Origin of the sequence: Mucilaginibacter gossypii, assembly GCF_017569325.2 — a bacterium.
Classification (GTDB): Bacteria; Bacteroidota; Bacteroidia; order Sphingobacteriales; family Sphingobacteriaceae; genus Mucilaginibacter; species Mucilaginibacter gossypii.
Genome location: NZ_CP071878.2, coordinates 152,964 through 171,372, shown reverse-complemented (window position 1 = coordinate 171,372; position 18,409 = coordinate 152,964). Strand labels below are relative to the sequence as shown.

The window sequence follows — 18,409 nt, the reverse complement described above, 5'->3', positions numbered from 1 at the left end:
CCAATCTAATATGCATTAGCTACGAGATTGCCACGGCGCCCTTTGCGCACATTCCCCGGCTGCTCCTCGCAATGACATGTAGTATATATTTGATATCTACAAATGCGTATTACTCCTAAACAGCTTAATAGCTATCGCCAAAAGAATTATCCCAAAGGCCTTACGCAGCACGCTTAAACCAATCGGACCAAGCAGCCTTTCAAGCCATTTTACGTTTTTAAGTACTAAATAAACCACAAGAGTATTCAGTACAATACCTACAAGGATATTCTGCGTTTGATATTGCGATTTAAGGGAGAGCAACGTGGTCATGGTACCGGCGCCTGCAATAAGCGGGAAAGCCAGTGGTACAATGGATGCAGCCTGTGGTAATTCCTCTTTAAAAAAGTCGACACCTAAGATCATCTCCATGGCTATAATGAAAATCACCAGTGAGCCCGCTATCGCAAATGAAGAAATATCCAGACCTATTACAGCTAACAGTTCATCCCCTATAAAAAGAAAGGTTACCATAAGCACCAGCACGGCTATACTGGCCTTTTCCGACTCGATATGACCGACACGTTGCCTGAGCTGGATAATTACCGGTATACCACCCAAAATATCAATAATAGCAAAAAGGATCATCGTAACCGAAATGATCTCCTTAAAAATAAATGGGTGCGGCATGGTCTCTTAAATTTATTCTTTTTTCTTTAACCGGATGTTTAGCAGCAACGCAGCTAAAATATAGCATGAAGATAAGAAGAAAATAGCATGTACCGATAGCAAAGCTGCAAAGCCGGCCGTAACCGGACCAAGGGTTTGACCAATGGAAGCATATGACTGATTGATGCCCAATATTTTGCCTTGCTCTTGATGATCAATATGATCGGCAATTATCGCGTTGAGCATAGGATTACGCAGACCGTTAAACAAGCCATAAATACAAATACCTATAACAAAAGGAATAAAATGATTGGTGAGCCCGGTTACAAACATCGCCGCAAGGCAAAGAAAAGTAGAGAGCAACAGGATCATTGATTTAGATGAAAACCATTTGGTGAACAGTGGCACACAAAGCTGCATGATAATACCACTCACGCCGAAACCTGCGTACAGAATACCGATCTGCGTGGGGTTGATCTTCAGTACATCAACAGTAAAAGTTTGAAATGCTATGATCATGGTAAACTGCGCCATGGTAAGCATAAAACCGGTAAACACAGCTGTGCCGATAACCGGTCGTTTAAGGGTAGTTATCAGCGAGGTAAACGAAAATTTAGTTTTTTCTGAATTCTTTTTCGTTTTATCGGGCGGGTTGGTTTCCTTTAAAAAGAACAGGCTGCAAAGTGTGCCTATAAGTGAAATGCCCGCCGCAAAAAAGAAAGGTACCTGCATACCGTACCTGTTCAGGAAGCCGCCCACAGCCGGCCCAATCACAAAGCCAAAGCCAAAGGCCGAGCTCAAAATGCCGAACCTTTTGGCACGGTTATCGGGTTTAGCCGTATCCGATACCATGGCCTGCGCCACGGATACATTACCGCCGGTAAGCCCATCAAGGATGCGGGCTGCAAAAAGCATGATCATGCTCCGGGCTTCGGCAAAAAGGATAAAGGAAATACATGTACCTGCCAGGCTGATCACTAGCAAAGGCTTCCTCCCCCATTTATCAGACAGGGAACCCAACACCGGCGTGGCAAAAAACTGAGCTACTGAAAAGGAAGCGGTGAGGATGCCTAATGTTTCGCCGGTAACGCCAAAGGTTTTACCATAAGAGTAAAGTATCGGTACAATAATGCCGAACCCTAACGAGTTGATGATACATACAAATACTAATACCCACAGGTTTTTATCCCCCTTCATGAAGCGGTTTTATTGGTTTACTGGTATAAAAAGAGAATGTAACAAAAAAGGTTCTGAAAATTCAGAACCTTTTTTGTTTATGATAACATTGTTATGATTACTCAACAAATTTAGGGTTGATAGGGTTATTAGCGCCTTCAACTTTACCATGGCGTACGTGCGAACGTTTGATACTGTAACCAAAGTAAACGGCAAAACCGATCAATAACCAAACAATAAGCCTTGCCCAGTTTTCCCAGCCTTCACTCGCAATCATACACAGGCATATGAGGGCACCAAGCGGGCAAACTATCATATAAGCCGGGGTTTTGAACGGACGTACAATGTCGGGATCGGTTCTCCTTAAGATAAGGATACCTATACATACAAGCACAAAAGCGAAAAGCGTTCCGATACTTACCATGTCGCCTACATATTTATCGGGAATAAAACCGGCAAATAATGATACGAACACAAAGAATAACCATTGTGATTTATAAGGGGTACGGAATTTAGGATGTAGTTTTGAGAATACTTTAGGAATTAAACCGTCTGTACTCATGGTATAAAATACACGTGTTTGGCCCATAAGCATTACCAGGATCACAGACGAGAAGCCCGCAAGTATAGATACAGTAACAAATGACGCCAACCAACCGTAACCAGGCATAGCGGTTTTGATAGCATAGCTTACTGAAGCTTCTTTACCCTGGATAAGGAAATCTTTGTATGACACTAAACCAGTCAACACATGCGAGAATAAGATATAAAGTACTGTACAAAACACCAATGATATCAAAATACCTTTTGGCATGTCTCTCTGCGGGTTCTTAGCTTCCTGAGCAGCAGTTGAAACAGCATCAAAACCGATAAATGCGAAAAACACAACGCTTGCTCCGCGTAATACGCCAAGCCATCCGTGATTAAAGGTATCGGCATAGTCAACTACTCCGGCACTCACTTTAATTTTACCTGCATCGGCAGGGATGGTATATGGGGTATGGAAAGCCGGGTTAATGAAATGCCATCCTAAACCAATGATCATCAATACTATGGCAACTTTTACAATTACGATGATATTATTCACAACTGCCGATTCTGCAGTACCACGAATCAATAACAGCGTTAACAGGAACAGGATCAGAATAGCCGGCAGGTTAACGATACCTCTTGTACCCATTTCGGCGGCGTACATACCTGCAGTGGTATTTGACACTTCCATAAACGAGTGCGACCATGCGTATGGTATATGCACGTTAAAGAAAGTGGTTAAAAATTCATTAAAATACTGCGACCAGCCAATTGCAACTGTAGCGGCACCAAGCGCGTATTCAAGCACTAAATCCCAGCCAATGATCCAGGCAATAAACTCGCCCATGGTAGCGTAAGAGTAGGTATAAGCAGATCCTGCGATGGGGATCATACTGGCAAATTCTGCGTAGCACAATCCGGCCAGGGCGCAACCGGCGGCTGCTATAAGGAAAGAGATGGTAACCGCAGGGCCGGCATGTTCACCTGCCGCGGCTGCCGTACGAACGAAAATACCGGCACCTATAATTGCGCCGATACCGAGTGCTATAAGTGAGCCAACGCCTAAGGTTCTCTTGAGCGACTTCTCCGTCTCTGCCGAAGCAGCCATTAGTTGAGCAATCGGTTTTTTAATAAATAATTTCATTTTAAATTAGTAAGATCAGTCAAAAATTAAAAATTTACATTTCCCCAAACGTACTTAAATTTATTGAAAACATAAAGCGCCGAATGAAACAACAGTTAAGTATTAATTATCAAAATATTAAACTGTTAAATGCTATTAAATCTATAGAGAATCAGATTTTAAAGCTGAATGCAGAACGCCTAAAGCTCAAAGCAAATAAACCGGCAAATCTTACAGCGAACTGCTGCTCACTGCAAACTGTTACTGCCACTCACTGAAAACTGCCCACTGTTATTGCTCCCCTTCCCGTTTCACCAGCAATACTTCATCATTATCTAATAACAGGTAGCCGTACTCATAATTAAAAAAATAGGTCGACCCGGTTTTAGTTTGATAGAGGCTGGTAATATGGTCGAAATCAAAACCTTTTGCGGTGAGTTTTTTACGGGTTGTTTTGGTTTTGCCGGTTGGGTTCAACTCTTCCAGCACACGGCGGTTACGGCGCAGGATATTATTGATATTACGCACCAGGTTATAGCTGTTACTGTTAAGCTGATTGTTATAATTATTGCGGCACAGATCATTACAAAACTTTTTGTCGGCACGGCCTTGTAGTGGTGTACCACAATCTAAGCATACTCTTTCCTGGTTCATGACATAAAGATAGCGATTAATTTATCCGTTTGCAAACGCTTACAAACGGATACTATCGACTATAAACGGTTAATATCCGGTTAAATTTTCTTGCCCTCCCCACCTTTGTATCGTTAATTTAAACAAACATTAAACAGTAAATATTAAAACGATGAACTCATTAAGAAACAGTGTGCGCCTGGTAGGCAACTTAGGTATGGACCCGGAAGTAAAAGTATTCGACAGCAATAAAAAAATGGTACGCCTTTCCATCGCCACCAACGAAAGCTATAAAAATGATAAAGGCGAAAAAATAACCGATACCCAATGGCATAACCTGATTTTCTGGGGCACACAAGCCAAACTTGCCGAAGACCTGCTTAAAAAAGGCGATGAGTTGGCCATTGAAGGCAAACTGACCAACCGCAACTATACCGATAAGGATGGCATTAAACGTTACGTATCCGAAATAGTGGTTAACGAATTTTTAAAAGTGGGCGTTAAAGGCTGAAAAGAAAAGGGCGAGGTGCCTAAGGCTACAGGGCATTGGCGGGTAAAACCTGTGAACGCGGTTGGTTTGGTATCTCCAAAGGATGAATAATCCCAAGTTTCCTATACGACAGGACAACGTCATGGCTTGTTCTTATAAGAACGTATAGGAAACTTATTTTTGTTATTACTTTGATGTTCTTTGTCGTCAAATACGTCAATGGAATTCTTTCAAACACTTAGTCTTGCTGATTATGATTAGATTTACTTAGCTATCTTGAACCATGAAAGAAATTCGACTATATGGAGTAATGATGAAAGCCCATAGACTCTTCCATATAAATAAGCACTTATCAGATTGGGATTTAAGCCCTGTTGAAGGAAAAGGGCTGTACGTAAGGCAAAACGAAAATTATGGACATATTGAAATCAAAATCTACAAATCATTGGAGTACGATACCAAGATGATTTGGAATTTAAACAGTGCCCAATTACCTGATGAATGGGGAGCCAAAGAGGCGGTTGAACATGCATTACGTTTTTTTATAAGTTACCTTGAAGGTATAAGAGGAGAAGACATCCCATTAATTTTTGAAGTTATTGGAGGAAGCTATCACCCCGTTGACTCAAAAGCCCGAAACTATACAACCGCCACAATATATGCTATTGTAGATTGTTTTGCGAAAAACGTTATTGAATTCAGAAGTCACCGACTGATTAAGAAAAACATATATTAAAGTGCAAGCATCTTCGCTTGAATTACAAACCACGTAAGCATAGACCCTCAATTAAAGGTATCGATCAAACGCAGAGGCTTAATCCCGAGGGTATGCGGGCGCAGATATCGTCTAAAAACGAATGACAACAAATAGTAATTAAATACTTAACGCTTGATACATGTTAAAGTTATATAAAAAAGATGCCGCGGTGATAAACTATTGGGAAACCTGGGATAAAGATGATAAAACAGGATTAATTCACTGGGGAATTGTCGGCGAAGTAGGGCAAAATGAAGAAATACATTCAAGCTTGCTATCAAGCTTTCGAAAAAAAATCCAAACGATCATAAACAAAAAAATAGACGAAGGTTATAGACACGTTGACATAGATGATCACTACACACTTTTAATCGAATATATAATTGAAGGCATGGGGACTCCAGAAGACATTGAAAAAAGAACAAGACTTCAAAACAAAATGGACGAGGTTTTAGGATGGACAGGTCTTGGACATTGTGACGGCGGAAGTACTGGTGGCGGAACAATGGAAGTTTGCTGTTTAGTAATAGATTTTGACTTAGCTAAGACTGTAATTGAAGTAGCCTTACAAAATACGGAATTTGCAAATTACGTTCGGATTTACGACGAAAACCAATGATAATCGCAATTAGGAAAGCATTTGTTTAATCAGGATATAATATTAACTTACACATTTTAGAAATAATAGTCAATAACCTAAGTTGCCCAACTATATAGATAGCATCCAGGTTTGTTCTGCGAACACACAGAGGAAACTTATTTTATAATATACATAGCGTTAGAAAAAGAGCTATTTTCATGTGTAGCATCGTTCGAAACTGCAAAATGTAAAGTTTTGCACCGTATTAAATGGTGTAATATGATCTTCGTTGATACATTTTAGTTTTTGAAAACCGTTAGACATGACCTGCTCCAGTTGCAACTTAGAATATCGGTTTACCGAAAGGCCACTACATTTTTCAGGGCCATTCTCTGAAAATGTACCTACAATAAGGTTACGTTTAACTGCGTTGCGCGCAATGGAAATGTATGACGCAATTTGTTGCTGCGTGGTTAAAAAATGGAAAGTGGCGCGATCATGCCAAACATCATAAATTTCTGATGGCTTAAATTCGGTGATTTCTGAAACAATCCATGTTACCAAATTGGCCTTCGGTCCAAGTCTCATCTTTGCGCGGTTTAGTGCGGCTTCGGAGATATCAAGCACCGAAATATTACGATACCCTTCATTCAAAAGATGGTCAACCAAGTTGCTGTCGCCTCCTCCAATATCGATGATTTTGGCATCTTTAGGAAGGTTGAAACTATGAATGAAATTTAATGATGTTTGTGGGACGGTTTGTGTCCAACTTACCTCATTAGATGATTTTGTTGCGTAGACATGCTCCCAATGCCCTTGCCTATTTTCTTTCATAAATAATTCTGAACTTTGACAGCAAATATCAGATAATTAAAATGAAACACATTTTCTCCATCTCACTTATAAGTTTATTTTTCCTTATATCAATATCTTTCCAAACCAAAGCGCAAATATCAAATCAACCCTTAAAGATGCCCGAAATCGGATATCCCTGGAAAAAGAGTGAATTACTTGAACCCTCTGTTTTGGCTGGTGTTATGCAGTCGGGAAAGGAAGAGATAGCAATCCTGAACATTGGAGCAGTTGAAGATTTGCCTGGAGCCTTACATATAGGTGCAGTGAGCGATGAACGGAACATGACAAAACTGCGGCAACTATTAACAAACTTACCTAAGCATAAGCCTGTAGTTATTTACTGCGGGTGCTGTCCTTTTACCAAATGCCCCAACATTCAGCCTGCCTATCAAGAATTGTCGAAAAATGGCTTCACTCAGATTAAAGTGCTCGATCTTCCTACAAATTTACAAACTAATTGGATTTCCAGAGGATATCCGATAGCTAAGAAACAAACGAATAAATAGCATATAAACAAAGCCCTTGCTTTATTACTAAGGGCCTTGCATCGTTTTAGAGGAAACCTTATTTTAATTATAATGTATTTCCATCCATGCAGGTATTGTCATTTAACAACCTGCTCCCCGGCTAATTTCTCTATCTCGGGCAGTTGCTTCTTATATTTCCCGGCGTCCCAGTTTTTAACATAATCTTTCATTGGTGGCATCCCCATTGCTTTACGTCGCTCGTCCAAATGATCAACATCAGCAATAGGATAGATAAATATCTTGCCTGTTTGTTTATCTGTAAATCCCTGGCTACCGTAAACTTGTTTCTTGCCGGTCCGCATATTGATCCTGTCTTCAAGGATAGCAAGGTTGCTTGAAAGTATTTCGCCATTTTTCTCCGCAGCTCTGATCATTTGTAAATAGTTTTGCTGCGTTTGCAAATCGGCATGTTGGATTACCAGGAACAGTGCCTGACTTCCCGTAATACCTACTTTTTGCGGCCCCAGCCAACCATACTTTGTTAGTATAGTATTCACCCTGATCAAATTTTGACTGTCGGTTTTATGCATAACTTCTTGCAGGCTATCGGCAACATTGATTTGTGCATTATCTCTTTTTGCCCACAGATATTTTATTCTAACAGATTGATCTGATTGATAAACAGAATCCAAAACAATCATTAACGATCTGTTTAACTTACTACTGTCAATGGTGAATGTGGTAACCTGCGCAAAAGAAGCTGCACACACAAATAAGAAGAAACTAATGCAAATCAAATATTTCATTCTGCAAAGGCTTATATCCACTCATTTGCTGATTACTTATATCTGCGTTTTACACCAGGATACAATCATGGGATAAAGATCGGCTGTTTTTAAGTTTCTGTTTTGGCGGTGTAAGCGTAACAGTTCCTGATCAAATTCTTTAAAGTGGATAAAATTCCGACGCTCTACCATTAGTGCTTCGCGACGTTCAATCACATAATCAGCTACCTGCTTATCATAATTATCAGCTATATAAAGACAAAAAGCGGCGTGGGTCATATATTCATTAAACACGCTGACAGGGTTTCCATAAAAATCGCTGCTATTACCTGTCTTGGCCCAAACAGAGCGCTTTGAAAATATGCTGTCAATTTGCTTAGCGAATACACTTGTTGTAGGGTTAATATAATTATGATCAATCTCCGTAAATACAATGCCTGTCATTAAACCTTCGCGTTGTTTTTCGGAAAGTTCTTTTTCACGGTCATACCTGTCTGTGCCGCATATAAACATCGCATTTTCGGTAAACAGCTTATTTTCGTCGTAGTCATAGGTAGCATAACGCTGTGTACTGTGCGAACCGCCAATAAGCGGAGAGGATACTATCCTGTATGATTGGTACTTCCGTTTCGGAAATTGATTTTCAAGCCAGGTCCACATTTGCCTCACCGGTAATAGTGTTTTTTGACGTGCAAGTTGTTGCCGGTAATAAGGTAAATTTTGCTGATAGAACTTCCTGAAGTTAGACTTTGCGGCAAAATCTTCAACCAATGGCTTAAGCTTTCCAAACAGGCTGCTATCAGCAAGTTCATCACCGTAAACATAATAGTAAGGTCCGTTGAAAAGCAGCTTTGTATTTTTTGAACCGTGCACGGTATCCTGGAAATTAAAAGCAAAGCTATTTTCCCGAAACTCATAGTATTTACTGCCGTAAAGACTATCCGGGAAACTCAACGCTTTAAACAATTTGTGGTCCATATAAGGTTTAAACCAAGTTACCACCTTTTTATAGTAATCACCTTCTTTGTTCAGATCAGTAGCTTTTTGCCCGGTAGGCGAAAGCGTCCAGATTATATTGGCCAGCTCATAAGGTTCGGGGATATCAAATTGTATATTATTAAGATTTTTTGCCATATAAGCTTTCGGGAAGGAATTAGATATCTCGTTAAAGTGAAGTCTTAAAGTACTACTACCTTTTGGCGATTCAAGCTTAATGTATACTACGTGACCGTATGGCAGGTTATTATGATAGTTTATCTTCACCGAATCTTTCCCGTAGTAAAAAGTAGCATATATGCCAGTTGTGGCATCAGTACCAGGACTGGTTTTGAGGCCGCTGACGCAATAAGCTTCTTTTCCAGGAAATTTTGAAAAACTAAGCCTGATCGAATCGTCGGGGCAAAATAGGGTTTTGGGATAAGTTTCGGTTACTGCTTGTCCAAAAGCAGCATTAAAGGTCAATAATGTGATAAGTGTAAATAAAAGGCGCATAGGTTTTTGTATTAGAATCCTAATATAAGAAATCCCTACATTATTATTTACTTTAAGGTATAAAAAATATAACTACCGATTAAAAGCACTACTTACATATCAGCCTTGGAAGCCCTGATATATGCCGTTCTTTCCACAATAGAATGAATAACCCCGTCAAGTTGCTGCGATGTTGTATCAATATGCCCGATAATCTCTTTATTGAGCGGGTTTTGAAGATCTTCATTATCAAACAAATTAACTAAACCTAAAATAGTTGCAACCGGTTTGCGCAACTCATGCGAGCTGATATTGGCTATGGTTTGCAGCCTATGATTTTGTTCTCGTATATTATCTTCGGTCTTTTTGCTTTCTATCAGCACTCTCAGAATATTTACAGTGCGCTCAATAATACTCAACTCATCATCATTTGGCTCACGTACTGTATGGTAATAAATGCCAAACACGGCCAAAACTTTGGTATTTTTTGAACTCATTACCGGCGATGACCAGCAAGCCTTAAGGCCGTAGGGTTTAACAAGCCCCACATAATCGCCCCACAGGGGATCATTTTCGATATCACTTACAATAACCTGCTTGCGGTGAAATGCCGACGTACCGCACGACCCTACATTTGGCCCTACTAATAAGCCTTCTAACTGATCGCTATAAGCCTGCGGCAGACGCGGACCGGCAAGCGTATGCAATTTTTCCTGTGCATCATCAACTTCCAAAACAGAACAGATCATATCCGGGAAAATCCTTTCAATTCCCATAAGCAGTTCGCCTGCAGATTGTGCCAGTGTGTATTGCGATGCAGCATTTAACTCCAGCACCCTCTTTTCAAGCTCCAATACCCATTCCTGCATTTTTATTTCCGTTATATCACGTACAAAAACAGCCAGATGTTCCTGATATGGGTATATATTGATGCGAAGCCAACTGTTTGAATTTGCATTTAAATATTGTACCTGTGTTGATTTTTTGCAGGTTAATGAAAGTTGAAACTCGTTCTCTACCCTTTCAGTTAAACCAAGACTTTTAATCTCCATAAAATTGGCCTGATCAAGTTCGGTTAAGCTAAGGTTAGTCATGGCCTGGAAGGCCGGGTTAAAGGAAATTATATTCCAGCTGGCATCAAGTACAATAAAACCTTCATTAAGGCTTTGAATGGTATGTTGTACAATATCATCTGCCGATTGGGCAATCATACCGGCAAGTGTATTACCGCTTGAATAAATCAGGTTATCATCCTCATTCAATATTACCGACCAGATAATACTAAAGTAACACCCGTCTTTTGCTTTAATACGGCTTTGGTAACCAACTAATTTTTTATTAAGCAGAAGGCTGCCCTGTGATTCTGCCTGGCGTTCTTTATCTGCCGGATGGCACAGGGCCTCGATATTGATGCCTGTTAATTCATCATCGCTATAGTTAAGGATATTACGAAAAGCATGATTGGTATGCATGATCACGCCATTCATATCCATGACAAAAAAAATATCTTTTGAATGAGTAAAGAGTGACGTAAACCTTGTGTCCATACGCAGCAGGCATAAACATATTTATAATAACTAAGTTATAAAAAATGTTTGCAATATTATCTAATATTTCAGGGAGTACTTGCTGCTACGGGTATTATTTTCCCGTTAAAAAATTTACTCCCGGTTAAAGCAAAATCAGCTATATATTTACCCATTTCAAACGCCATTACGGGCGATTGATAACCCGGAAAAGCTTGTTCCAGCATCTCGGTTTGCGCCGATCCTAAAGCCAGGCAATTTACTTTGATCCCTTGTTTGGTTAACTCCTGTGCTAAACATTCGGTTAGCGTATGCAATGCTGATTTACTTGCTGAGTAAGCCGCGAGGCCCGGAAATTTAGCACTTCCCTGAAATCCTCCCATGCTGCCAATATTAACAATGTGCGAACCCGCAGGCATTAAAGGCAGCAACGCCTGGATAGCACGTACATGACCAATAAAATTGCTTTGCAGCATCTCTACAAAATCCGACTCGCGTAACTCGGTAAACGCTTTATTGATAAGCACACCTGCATTATTAATCAAAACATCAACCCGGTTATCAAAATGCGATGCTATAAACTGCTGCAAACCTTCATAATCATCATGCACTATATCAAATTTCAAGGCAAACAATTGGCAATCGGGGTTTAAACCATGTGCTATCTCCAGCAAACGTTCCAGTTTATCCTGTGAACGGGCCAGCGCTATCACCTTATGGCTGCCCGAAAGTATCAGTTCAATTACGGCTTCAAAGCCCACGCCGCTGCTGGCGCCGGTTATTATGATGTTCATATGCCCCCTAACCCCCTAAAGGGGGAATGATTATTTATTATTAATTTCATTTCCCACGCGTACTTGCCTCGTTCCTCACAATGACGCGTGATTTATCCTCTAAGATGATAAATCAACGCTAAACTACCAATTTTTGCTCAACCGGGTGCTTAATCAGGTAAAAGCCGTCGCTGATGAGCTTACCATATTCAGGCTCGCTACGGCCCTTCTCTTCAAGAAAATGCTTGATTTCGGCTGCTAACACCGGGTCTACGCCTTCATGGTCAAGTATTTCCAGTATCTCCAGGGCACAAAGCCAGTCGTCATGATGATCTTTTTGCAGTTGCTGCCATACATTGCCTAAAAAGCCATAATCGCCATGATTTGTGCGGCAATTGCGTACCTGCTGGTAAAGCCTGTGCAGTTCTTTGGTTTTATGGTCATGCCGGGCGTGGTATGTTTCTGTTTTGGATTTATAAACAATGGTTTCATAAGCCTCCCTGTCAGCCGCTCCGCAAAATACCGAAATGATCTCTTCGCCAACAGCCATGTCATAAACGCCCCAGGCCGGATCAAACAACACCGTTCCATTATCATCAGTAACGGTTACGTTATCAAAAGTGACCAGGCAGATTTTGCCAGCCTCTGAAAGGATATTTTTAACAATGCCTTTTACGGTGATCCCGCTTTCAAAATGCAGTTCGGTTCCCAGCCCTTTTATTATACCCGCCGCTTTCAGGTCATACTCCGAAAAATCCTCCAAAGATGTATCGTGATAGCCTTTCAATTTGCCAACCGGCGAGCTGAAACCATCTTTATGATAATCTTTACCATGGCCTCTTAACTGTTTATTGTTCAGAGCCAGCGCGGTAGGGCCGGTGGTTTTTATAAAATAAGGTTTGCCGGCTGCATCTGTATTAAAATCGATAATGTTACCCGAAACCTGCAAGCCCGAACTGTAAACAGCCGTACAGATGTTCTTACTTTCAACAGCTTTCTGTAAACCATAAGCCCCTCCTTTTCTGAACGACATAGTGTTGGCAAACTCTTCCAGCACGCTGATCAGGTTTTGAAAATCGGGGGTTACAAAAAGCTGGGGCTGTGGCTTGGTGATGTCATAAGGATATTTAACAGCGTCAATAGTATACCATAGCTTTTGAACATCTTTATTCATACAAGTTGAACTTTCACCGATAGATGAAAGCAGGCCTGCACCATAGATTTTTGGCTGTTCAAGAGTGCCTATTAAGCCGTACTCTACCGTCCACCAGTGTAAGCGGCTTAGCAACGCCATTTCCGAAGGTTCACCCATATTCTCCTGGCAATAAGTTACCAGCTCTTCGGCTTTAAGGATTTCCTGTTCATTGGCATCGGGCATTTCTTTTAATATCGATAAAGCCCGGATAGCCTCATAAAGCTCAAAATCCTGTGCCGAAAACATGGCCTTGGCCCCTATCGATCCAAAATAGCTCAGATATTCATGATAATCCTTATCGGCAATAATGGGCGCATGCCCTGCCGACTCGTGGATAATATCGGGCGCCGGGGTGTATTCAATATGTTTTAACTGGCGAATGTCCGCAGCTATAACCAGCACCCGGTAAGCCTGGTACTCCATAAAGGCTGCCGGCGGGATAAAGCCGTCGACCGTAACAGCCCCCCAGCCAATTTTGCCGAGGGCGTCATTCATCTCCTGTAAATCGGGAATATGTTCAATAGTTAAACCTGCTTTTTGCAAGCCGGGAATGTACGGGTAGTAAGCAACATCCTTTAGATAACTATAATTTTGGCGCATGACATAGCGCCACACCGCATGATCGATAGGCGTATAATGCTCGTAGTGCTGGTCGACTATAAATTGTTTTAAATGACCGGGCAATGCCGCAACTTGCGGATTATTAAAATCATTAAAATGGCTCATTGATAAACTGGCGATTTATAATACAACGCCAAGTTTAGCAGATGGTTGCCATGAAAACAAGTTTCAGTTTATTATTCTGAAATTAAAACAGCGGCAGAATATTATTCTTCTATTGGATGATTTTCCAATTTTGGTTCTTCGCCTTTTTTAAGCCCGGCATCCAGCCGCTTAGGAGCTAATACATAATACACTCCCAATAAAGCTACGATAATTGAGATGAGGTAAAACCCCAAGCTCAAATAAACTGCCATATCTTCGGCCAGGTTAAACTGACGGGCCAGTGTAAGGAACAATGCATCGCGGACGCCTCCGCCTCCCAAACTGAACGGAATAATTGCAGCTAAAGATGAGAAAAGAAATGACAGCAGATATGGAGCAAATTTACCGTTAAAGTCCTGCGCAAGCAGCAAGCAAACAATGGCGAGCAACTGCATGCTTTGTACACCTATAGCTTTTAAATGTGCCTGTATAAAGTTGTGGGTATATTCTTTAAAAAATTTGCGGGCTACAGCGTAATAGATCACAGAACCAACCGATACTATACCAAGCGGCCAGGCCAGGTGATAGGGGAAACTTGGTATTAAAATTACCAAACCAACTACAATGGCCCCTATGGCCCAAAAGCCGCTAAGCCTGTCAAACAGGATGGCCCAGAACACTTTTTTTGTAGGCAAATGATAGCGTTTGTGCAGCAGGTAAATTTTGTAACCATCGCCGCCGATACCGCCGGGCAATAGCACATTATAGCACAAGCCAAGAAAATACAGGCGCAGGTTGAAGCGCCAGTCTAACCGTAAACCGATGGATTTGAAATAGCTTAATAACCGCCATGATGAAAAAAACATCGACCCGATATAACAGGCAATAGCGGCAGCTAACCAGGCGCGGTCGGCATGGATTAAGCGATATTTAATTTTCGCAAACGGAACCTTACTGAATACATAGTAAAGCAACCCCCCGGTTACTGCTATGATAAGGATTACTTTTATAACGCCCCAAAGCTTACCTTTCCAGGTTTTGTGTTCGGCACCTTCGTCAATGATGTCTTCTGTTTGTGTCATTCGGCTGCAAAGCTATGTTATTTTTTTATTTGGATGTACGGGATAGTCAATTAACAATTTTTCTTCATTTTGTTTTCACAAACATTAAAACCAGTAAATCAGTTAATTATTACGGGCTATTCTTACCAGGATAATTCATAGCTCAAATAATTAAACCATGGCCATTGTAATCAAATATTCAACGCTGTGTAATCATAACATCAAATCGGTAAAATCCTGACAACAAAGTGTTATTTTTGCGCAAATTTTTTGGAGATGAGTAAAGTAAAAGTTGGTTTAGTACAAATGAGCTGTACTGCTGATAAAGAGCAGAACCTGCAGAAAGCAATTGTTAAAGTAAGGGAAGCCGCTGCTAAAGGCGCGCAAATAGTTTGTTTACAGGAACTTTTTACCTCACTTTATTTTTGCGATGAAGAAGATTACAACAATTTTAAGCTGGCCGAAGCTATCCCTGGTCCCTCAACCGATGAGCTTTCAAAAGTTGCTGCCGAGCTGAATGTGGTAATCATTGCTTCGTTATTTGAAAAACGTGCTCAGGGTGTTTACCACAACACCACTGCCGTGCTTGATGCCGACGGAAGCTATTTAGGAAAATACCGCAAAATGCATATTCCTGATGATCCGGGCTTTTACGAAAAATTTTACTTCACGCCTGGCGATTTGGGTTACAAAGTATTTAACACCAAATTTGCCCGTGTAGGTGTATTGATCTGCTGGGACCAATGGTACCCTGAAGCAGCCCGTATCACCGCTTTAATGGGTGCCGATATATTATTTTACCCAACCGCAATTGGCTGGGCTACCACTCAAGACGAAGCTACCAACGTTGAGCAATACAACGCATGGCAAACCATTCAACGTTCGCATGCGGTAGCTAATGGTATACACGTAGTAAGCGTGAACCGTGTTGGCGAGGAAGCCGGTGTAAAATTCTGGGGCGGTTCGTTCTTTGCTAACCCATTTGGTGCTATTATACACCAAACATCACATGATCTGGAAGAAGTTATAGTACAGGAACTTGATCTGGATAAATCGGATTACTACCGCAGCCACTGGCCGTTTTTAAGAGATCGTCGTATAGATTCTTATCAGCCGATAACAAAGAGACTGTTAGATGAAGATTAGTCCATGGTCCATCAGCCATTGAAGTTGTAGCGTGTCTGTTTATTGCCAAAAAACGAAAAATTATTAAGGAAGATGATTTTCATAAATTATATAATGAATACCAGGCATTATGTAAAATGATAACAGCTTTGAGAAATACACTATAAAACCTTCTACCATGGACCATCGACTATCGACTATGGACAAAATTATACTTACCCCCGCTTCGCAGGGCTTCCATTTCCCTGCCGAGTGGGCTAAACATACGGCTACCTGGCTAAGCTGGCCTCACAAAGAGGCATCATGGCCTGGCAAGATCGATACCATTTACGCGCCTTATATTGAGTTTATAAAGATTGTTACCGAAGGCGAACTGGTACGCATTAACGTGACTGATGCTGATATGAAAGCCTCGGTGATTTTCCAGTTGCAAAACGCAGGTGTTGATCTTAACAAAATAGAGATCTTTGAATTCCCGACCAATGATGCCTGGTGCCGCGACCACGGTCCGGCGTTTTTGATCAACCCAACTACAAGTCAAAAAGCTATCGTAGACTGGGGTTATAACGCCTGGGGCGGCAAATACCCTCCATTTGACCTGGATGACGTGATCCCTACCAAAATTGGTAACCACTTCGGTTTGCCGGTATTTAATCCCGGCATAGTAATGGAAGGTGGCTCGGTCGACTTTAACGGCAAAGGCACTATATTAACTACCACAGCCTGCCTGCTCAACAAAAACCGGAACCCGGAGCTTAACCAGCAACAAATTGAGAGCTACCTGCAAAACTACTACGGCGCCGAGCAGATCCTGTGGTTAGGTGATGGTATTGTAGGAGATGATACCGACGGACATATCGACGATATCACCCGCTTTGTAAACGAAGATACCGTAGTTACCGTTGTGGAGGAAGATAAGAATGATGAGAACTACCACATCCTACAGGAAAATCTCGAAACCTTGAAAACAATGCGCCTGCTTAACGGCAAACAGCTTAACATTGTGGAGCTGCCCATGCCCGACGCTGTTGTTTATGACGATACCCGTTTACCGGCATCGTATGCTAATTTTTACATTGCCAACTCGGCCGTGATTGTGCCTACTTACCGTTCAAAGAACGATGATAAGGCACTCGATATATTAACCCAATGCTTCCCCGACCGCAAGGTATTAGGCATTGACAGCACCGACATTATCTGGGGCCTCGGCAGTTTCCACTGCCTGAGCCAGCAAGAACCGGAATAAGACCTCACCCTGCCCTCTCCAAAGAGTAATAGCCCATCAAGAGGCAGTAGCCATTTTGTTAATTAAAAAGTTAAACACCTGGTTATTGCCTCTATTGTTATATTTAAATGTGAACTCATTCAGGTATGATTGCAAATGTCTGAGCGATACTTTATGGTATTGACCATATATCCCCCGTTTTAACAATGTCCAAAAGCCCTCAATCGTATTGGTGTGATACTCTCCCCGGGCATACTCTTCTTTTTCCTTGTTTAATACCTGATGTTCACGGAATATTTTATTTAAACCGGCATATCCACCAAAGCCGTCCGTTACAATAGTAGCATCTGTGCTCACTGATTGTTCAACAATGGGTTTGAGCGTTTTCCCATGTGCCTTATCTATGACCTGAAGCTTTAGACGGCCATCCCGCTCCAATAACCCAATCACGGGCTGTTTATCCTGCATGCCGGTGACCTGCAAATTATTATCGCGCCTTTCCTGCCGCTTTTTCTTTGAGTGATTGGCTTTTTTACCACCTAAATAAGTCTCATCTACCTCAACAATACCCTTAAACAAACCGCCATCCCCGCCGTCCCGCATGGCTTCCCGTATCCGCATCTGCAAATACCAGCCTGTCTTACGATTGCATCCCAGATCCCTGCTTAACTGACGTGCAGATAACCCCTTTTTCGCATTCAGCATTAATGAAATAGCCAAAAACCATTGCGGCAAAGGAAGTTTGGTGCCCTCGAAAACAGTGCCGACCAAAACGCTATAGCTGCGGTTACAGCTATTGCAAATATGCCGTTGGCTTTCCTGGCGCTTGCTGCTCCGTTTGCTGTTGCAATACGGGCATTCTGGCAATCCTTGCCATCTTAATCCTTCAAGATAGTCTATGCAACTGGACTGATCTGGAAAACGCTTAATCGTCTCTATGATATTCATTATCATAAATATACAAATTATTCCTGCCTTTTCATGGGCTATTACTCTCCAAAGGAGAGGGTTCTTTTTTGATCAAAAATTGTCATTTCGACGAACCGGTGGGGGCATGGGGTGGTGTGAGGAGAAATCTTATACACCTTGCTGTGAGATATATGGCGCATAAGATTTCTCTTTCGCTCGGGCGCTCATTCCTTCCGGTGCTCTGTCGTATGACAATTTGATTTTTGAATAAGAACCTACTCCTTCTTTTCTTGCTTCTTTGATCTTGACTTCCTGGCTCTTGCCGCTCCGCTTCTTTTTCACCGCCCTTATCCCCTACTTTACCGACATCTCCCC

At 41.6% G+C, this 18,409-nt stretch carries 20 protein-coding genes; 8 read left to right on the top strand and 12 right to left on the bottom strand.

Features of this window, described 5'->3' with window-relative positions:
• Positions 1 to 96 precede the first annotated feature (96 nt).
• The 3 genes from J3L18_RS00855 to J3L18_RS00845 all read right to left on the bottom strand — a co-directional run bounded on the left by J3L18_RS00855 (position 97) and on the right by J3L18_RS00845 (position 3,499).
• Positions 97 to 669 carry a MarC family protein gene (locus J3L18_RS00855; protein WP_091166768.1) on the bottom strand — a complete coding sequence of 191 codons (573 nt, stop codon included), beginning with the start codon at positions 667 to 669 and terminating at the stop codon, positions 97 to 99.
• 12 nt (positions 670 to 681) lie between these two features.
• Entirely contained in the window at positions 682 to 1,845 is a 1,164-nt protein-coding gene (locus tag J3L18_RS00850) for an MFS transporter (protein WP_129571437.1), read from the bottom strand.
• 97 nt (positions 1,846 to 1,942) lie between these two features.
• Positions 1,943 to 3,499 carry an amino acid permease gene (locus J3L18_RS00845; RefSeq protein WP_091166763.1) on the bottom strand — a complete coding sequence of 519 codons (1,557 nt, stop codon included), beginning with the start codon at positions 3,497 to 3,499 and terminating at the stop codon, positions 1,943 to 1,945.
• A gap of 83 nt (positions 3,500 to 3,582) precedes the next feature.
• On the opposite strand from J3L18_RS00845, the gene J3L18_RS00840 reads away from it, so the two are divergent.
• Positions 3,583 to 3,756: a hypothetical protein gene (locus J3L18_RS00840; RefSeq protein WP_189549455.1), complete on the top strand. Its 174-nt coding sequence runs from the start codon at positions 3,583 to 3,585 to the stop codon at positions 3,754 to 3,756.
• A gap of 13 nt (positions 3,757 to 3,769) precedes the next feature.
• On the opposite strand, the gene J3L18_RS00835 is transcribed toward J3L18_RS00840, so the two are convergent.
• Positions 3,770 to 4,132 carry a hypothetical protein gene (locus tag J3L18_RS00835; RefSeq protein ID WP_091166760.1) on the bottom strand — a complete coding sequence of 121 codons (363 nt, stop codon included), beginning with the start codon at positions 4,130 to 4,132 and terminating at the stop codon, positions 3,770 to 3,772.
• 151 nt (positions 4,133 to 4,283) lie between these two features.
• Between J3L18_RS00835 and J3L18_RS00830 the strand changes: the two genes are divergently transcribed.
• From J3L18_RS00830 to J3L18_RS00820, 3 genes are all read left to right on the top strand, one after another.
• Complete coding sequence (locus tag J3L18_RS00830; protein ID WP_091166759.1) at positions 4,284 to 4,622, top strand: single-stranded DNA-binding protein; 339 nt, start codon at positions 4,284 to 4,286, stop codon at positions 4,620 to 4,622.
• A 262-nt stretch (positions 4,623 to 4,884) separates the two neighbouring features.
• Positions 4,885 to 5,337 carry a hypothetical protein gene (locus J3L18_RS00825; RefSeq protein WP_129571438.1) on the top strand — a complete coding sequence of 151 codons (453 nt, stop codon included), beginning with the start codon at positions 4,885 to 4,887 and terminating at the stop codon, positions 5,335 to 5,337.
• A 160-nt stretch (positions 5,338 to 5,497) separates the two neighbouring features.
• Entirely contained in the window at positions 5,498 to 5,977 is a 480-nt protein-coding gene (locus tag J3L18_RS00820; protein ID WP_129571439.1) for a hypothetical protein, read from the top strand.
• A 177-nt stretch (positions 5,978 to 6,154) separates the two neighbouring features.
• On the opposite strand, the gene J3L18_RS00815 is transcribed toward J3L18_RS00820, so the two are convergent.
• Positions 6,155 to 6,772: a class I SAM-dependent methyltransferase gene (locus J3L18_RS00815; RefSeq protein WP_129571440.1), complete on the bottom strand. Its 618-nt coding sequence runs from the start codon at positions 6,770 to 6,772 to the stop codon at positions 6,155 to 6,157.
• A gap of 41 nt (positions 6,773 to 6,813) precedes the next feature.
• Between J3L18_RS00815 and J3L18_RS00810 the strand changes: the two genes are divergently transcribed.
• Positions 6,814 to 7,299 carry a rhodanese-like domain-containing protein gene (locus J3L18_RS00810; protein WP_129571441.1) on the top strand — a complete coding sequence of 162 codons (486 nt, stop codon included), beginning with the start codon at positions 6,814 to 6,816 and terminating at the stop codon, positions 7,297 to 7,299.
• 98 nt (positions 7,300 to 7,397) lie between these two features.
• Here the strand turns inward: J3L18_RS00810 and J3L18_RS00805 are convergent, their stop codons facing one another.
• The 6 genes from J3L18_RS00805 to J3L18_RS00780 all read right to left on the bottom strand — a co-directional run bounded on the left by J3L18_RS00805 (position 7,398) and on the right by J3L18_RS00780 (position 14,796).
• Positions 7,398 to 8,066, bottom strand: coding sequence for a DUF6624 domain-containing protein (locus J3L18_RS00805; RefSeq protein WP_129571442.1), 669 nt, complete (start codon positions 8,064 to 8,066; stop codon positions 7,398 to 7,400).
• Between the two features lie 36 nt (positions 8,067 to 8,102).
• Entirely contained in the window at positions 8,103 to 9,536 is a 1,434-nt protein-coding gene (locus tag J3L18_RS00800; RefSeq protein WP_129571443.1) for a DUF4932 domain-containing protein, read from the bottom strand.
• Between the two features lie 92 nt (positions 9,537 to 9,628).
• Positions 9,629 to 11,062 carry a PAS domain S-box protein gene (locus tag J3L18_RS00795; protein ID WP_129571444.1) on the bottom strand — a complete coding sequence of 478 codons (1,434 nt, stop codon included), beginning with the start codon at positions 11,060 to 11,062 and terminating at the stop codon, positions 9,629 to 9,631.
• Between the two features lie 68 nt (positions 11,063 to 11,130).
• Positions 11,131 to 11,835, bottom strand: a complete 705-nt coding sequence (locus J3L18_RS00790; protein WP_129571445.1) for an SDR family NAD(P)-dependent oxidoreductase — start codon at positions 11,833 to 11,835, stop codon at positions 11,131 to 11,133.
• Between the two features lie 118 nt (positions 11,836 to 11,953).
• Positions 11,954 to 13,735, bottom strand: coding sequence for an aromatic amino acid hydroxylase (locus J3L18_RS00785; protein ID WP_129571446.1), 1,782 nt, complete (start codon positions 13,733 to 13,735; stop codon positions 11,954 to 11,956).
• Positions 13,736 to 13,836: 101 nt separating this feature from the next.
• The gene (locus tag J3L18_RS00780; RefSeq protein ID WP_129571447.1) at positions 13,837 to 14,796 is read right to left on the bottom strand and encodes a lysylphosphatidylglycerol synthase transmembrane domain-containing protein; all 960 of its coding nucleotides are present in this window, start codon (positions 14,794 to 14,796) and stop codon (positions 13,837 to 13,839) included.
• A 255-nt stretch (positions 14,797 to 15,051) separates the two neighbouring features.
• Here J3L18_RS00780 and J3L18_RS00775 point away from each other — a divergent pair, with 255 nt between their 5' ends.
• From J3L18_RS00775 to J3L18_RS00765, 3 genes are read left to right on the top strand one after another with little or no spacing between them, the layout of a single operon-like run.
• Positions 15,052 to 15,921, top strand: a complete 870-nt coding sequence (locus J3L18_RS00775; protein WP_129571448.1) for a carbon-nitrogen hydrolase — start codon at positions 15,052 to 15,054, stop codon at positions 15,919 to 15,921.
• A 17-nt stretch (positions 15,922 to 15,938) separates the two neighbouring features.
• On the top strand, positions 15,939 to 16,067 hold the full coding sequence (locus tag J3L18_RS00770; RefSeq protein ID WP_129571451.1) for a four helix bundle protein: 129 nt from the start codon (positions 15,939 to 15,941) through the stop codon (positions 16,065 to 16,067).
• A gap of 11 nt (positions 16,068 to 16,078) precedes the next feature.
• Complete coding sequence (locus tag J3L18_RS00765; protein ID WP_129571449.1) at positions 16,079 to 17,146, top strand: agmatine deiminase family protein; 1,068 nt, start codon at positions 16,079 to 16,081, stop codon at positions 17,144 to 17,146.
• 36 nt (positions 17,147 to 17,182) lie between these two features.
• Here J3L18_RS00765 and J3L18_RS00760 read toward each other — a convergent pair whose 3' ends face one another.
• On the bottom strand, positions 17,183 to 18,073 hold the full coding sequence (locus J3L18_RS00760; RefSeq protein WP_189549506.1) for an IS1595 family transposase: 891 nt from the start codon (positions 18,071 to 18,073) through the stop codon (positions 17,183 to 17,185).
• Positions 18,074 to 18,409 lie beyond the last annotated feature (336 nt).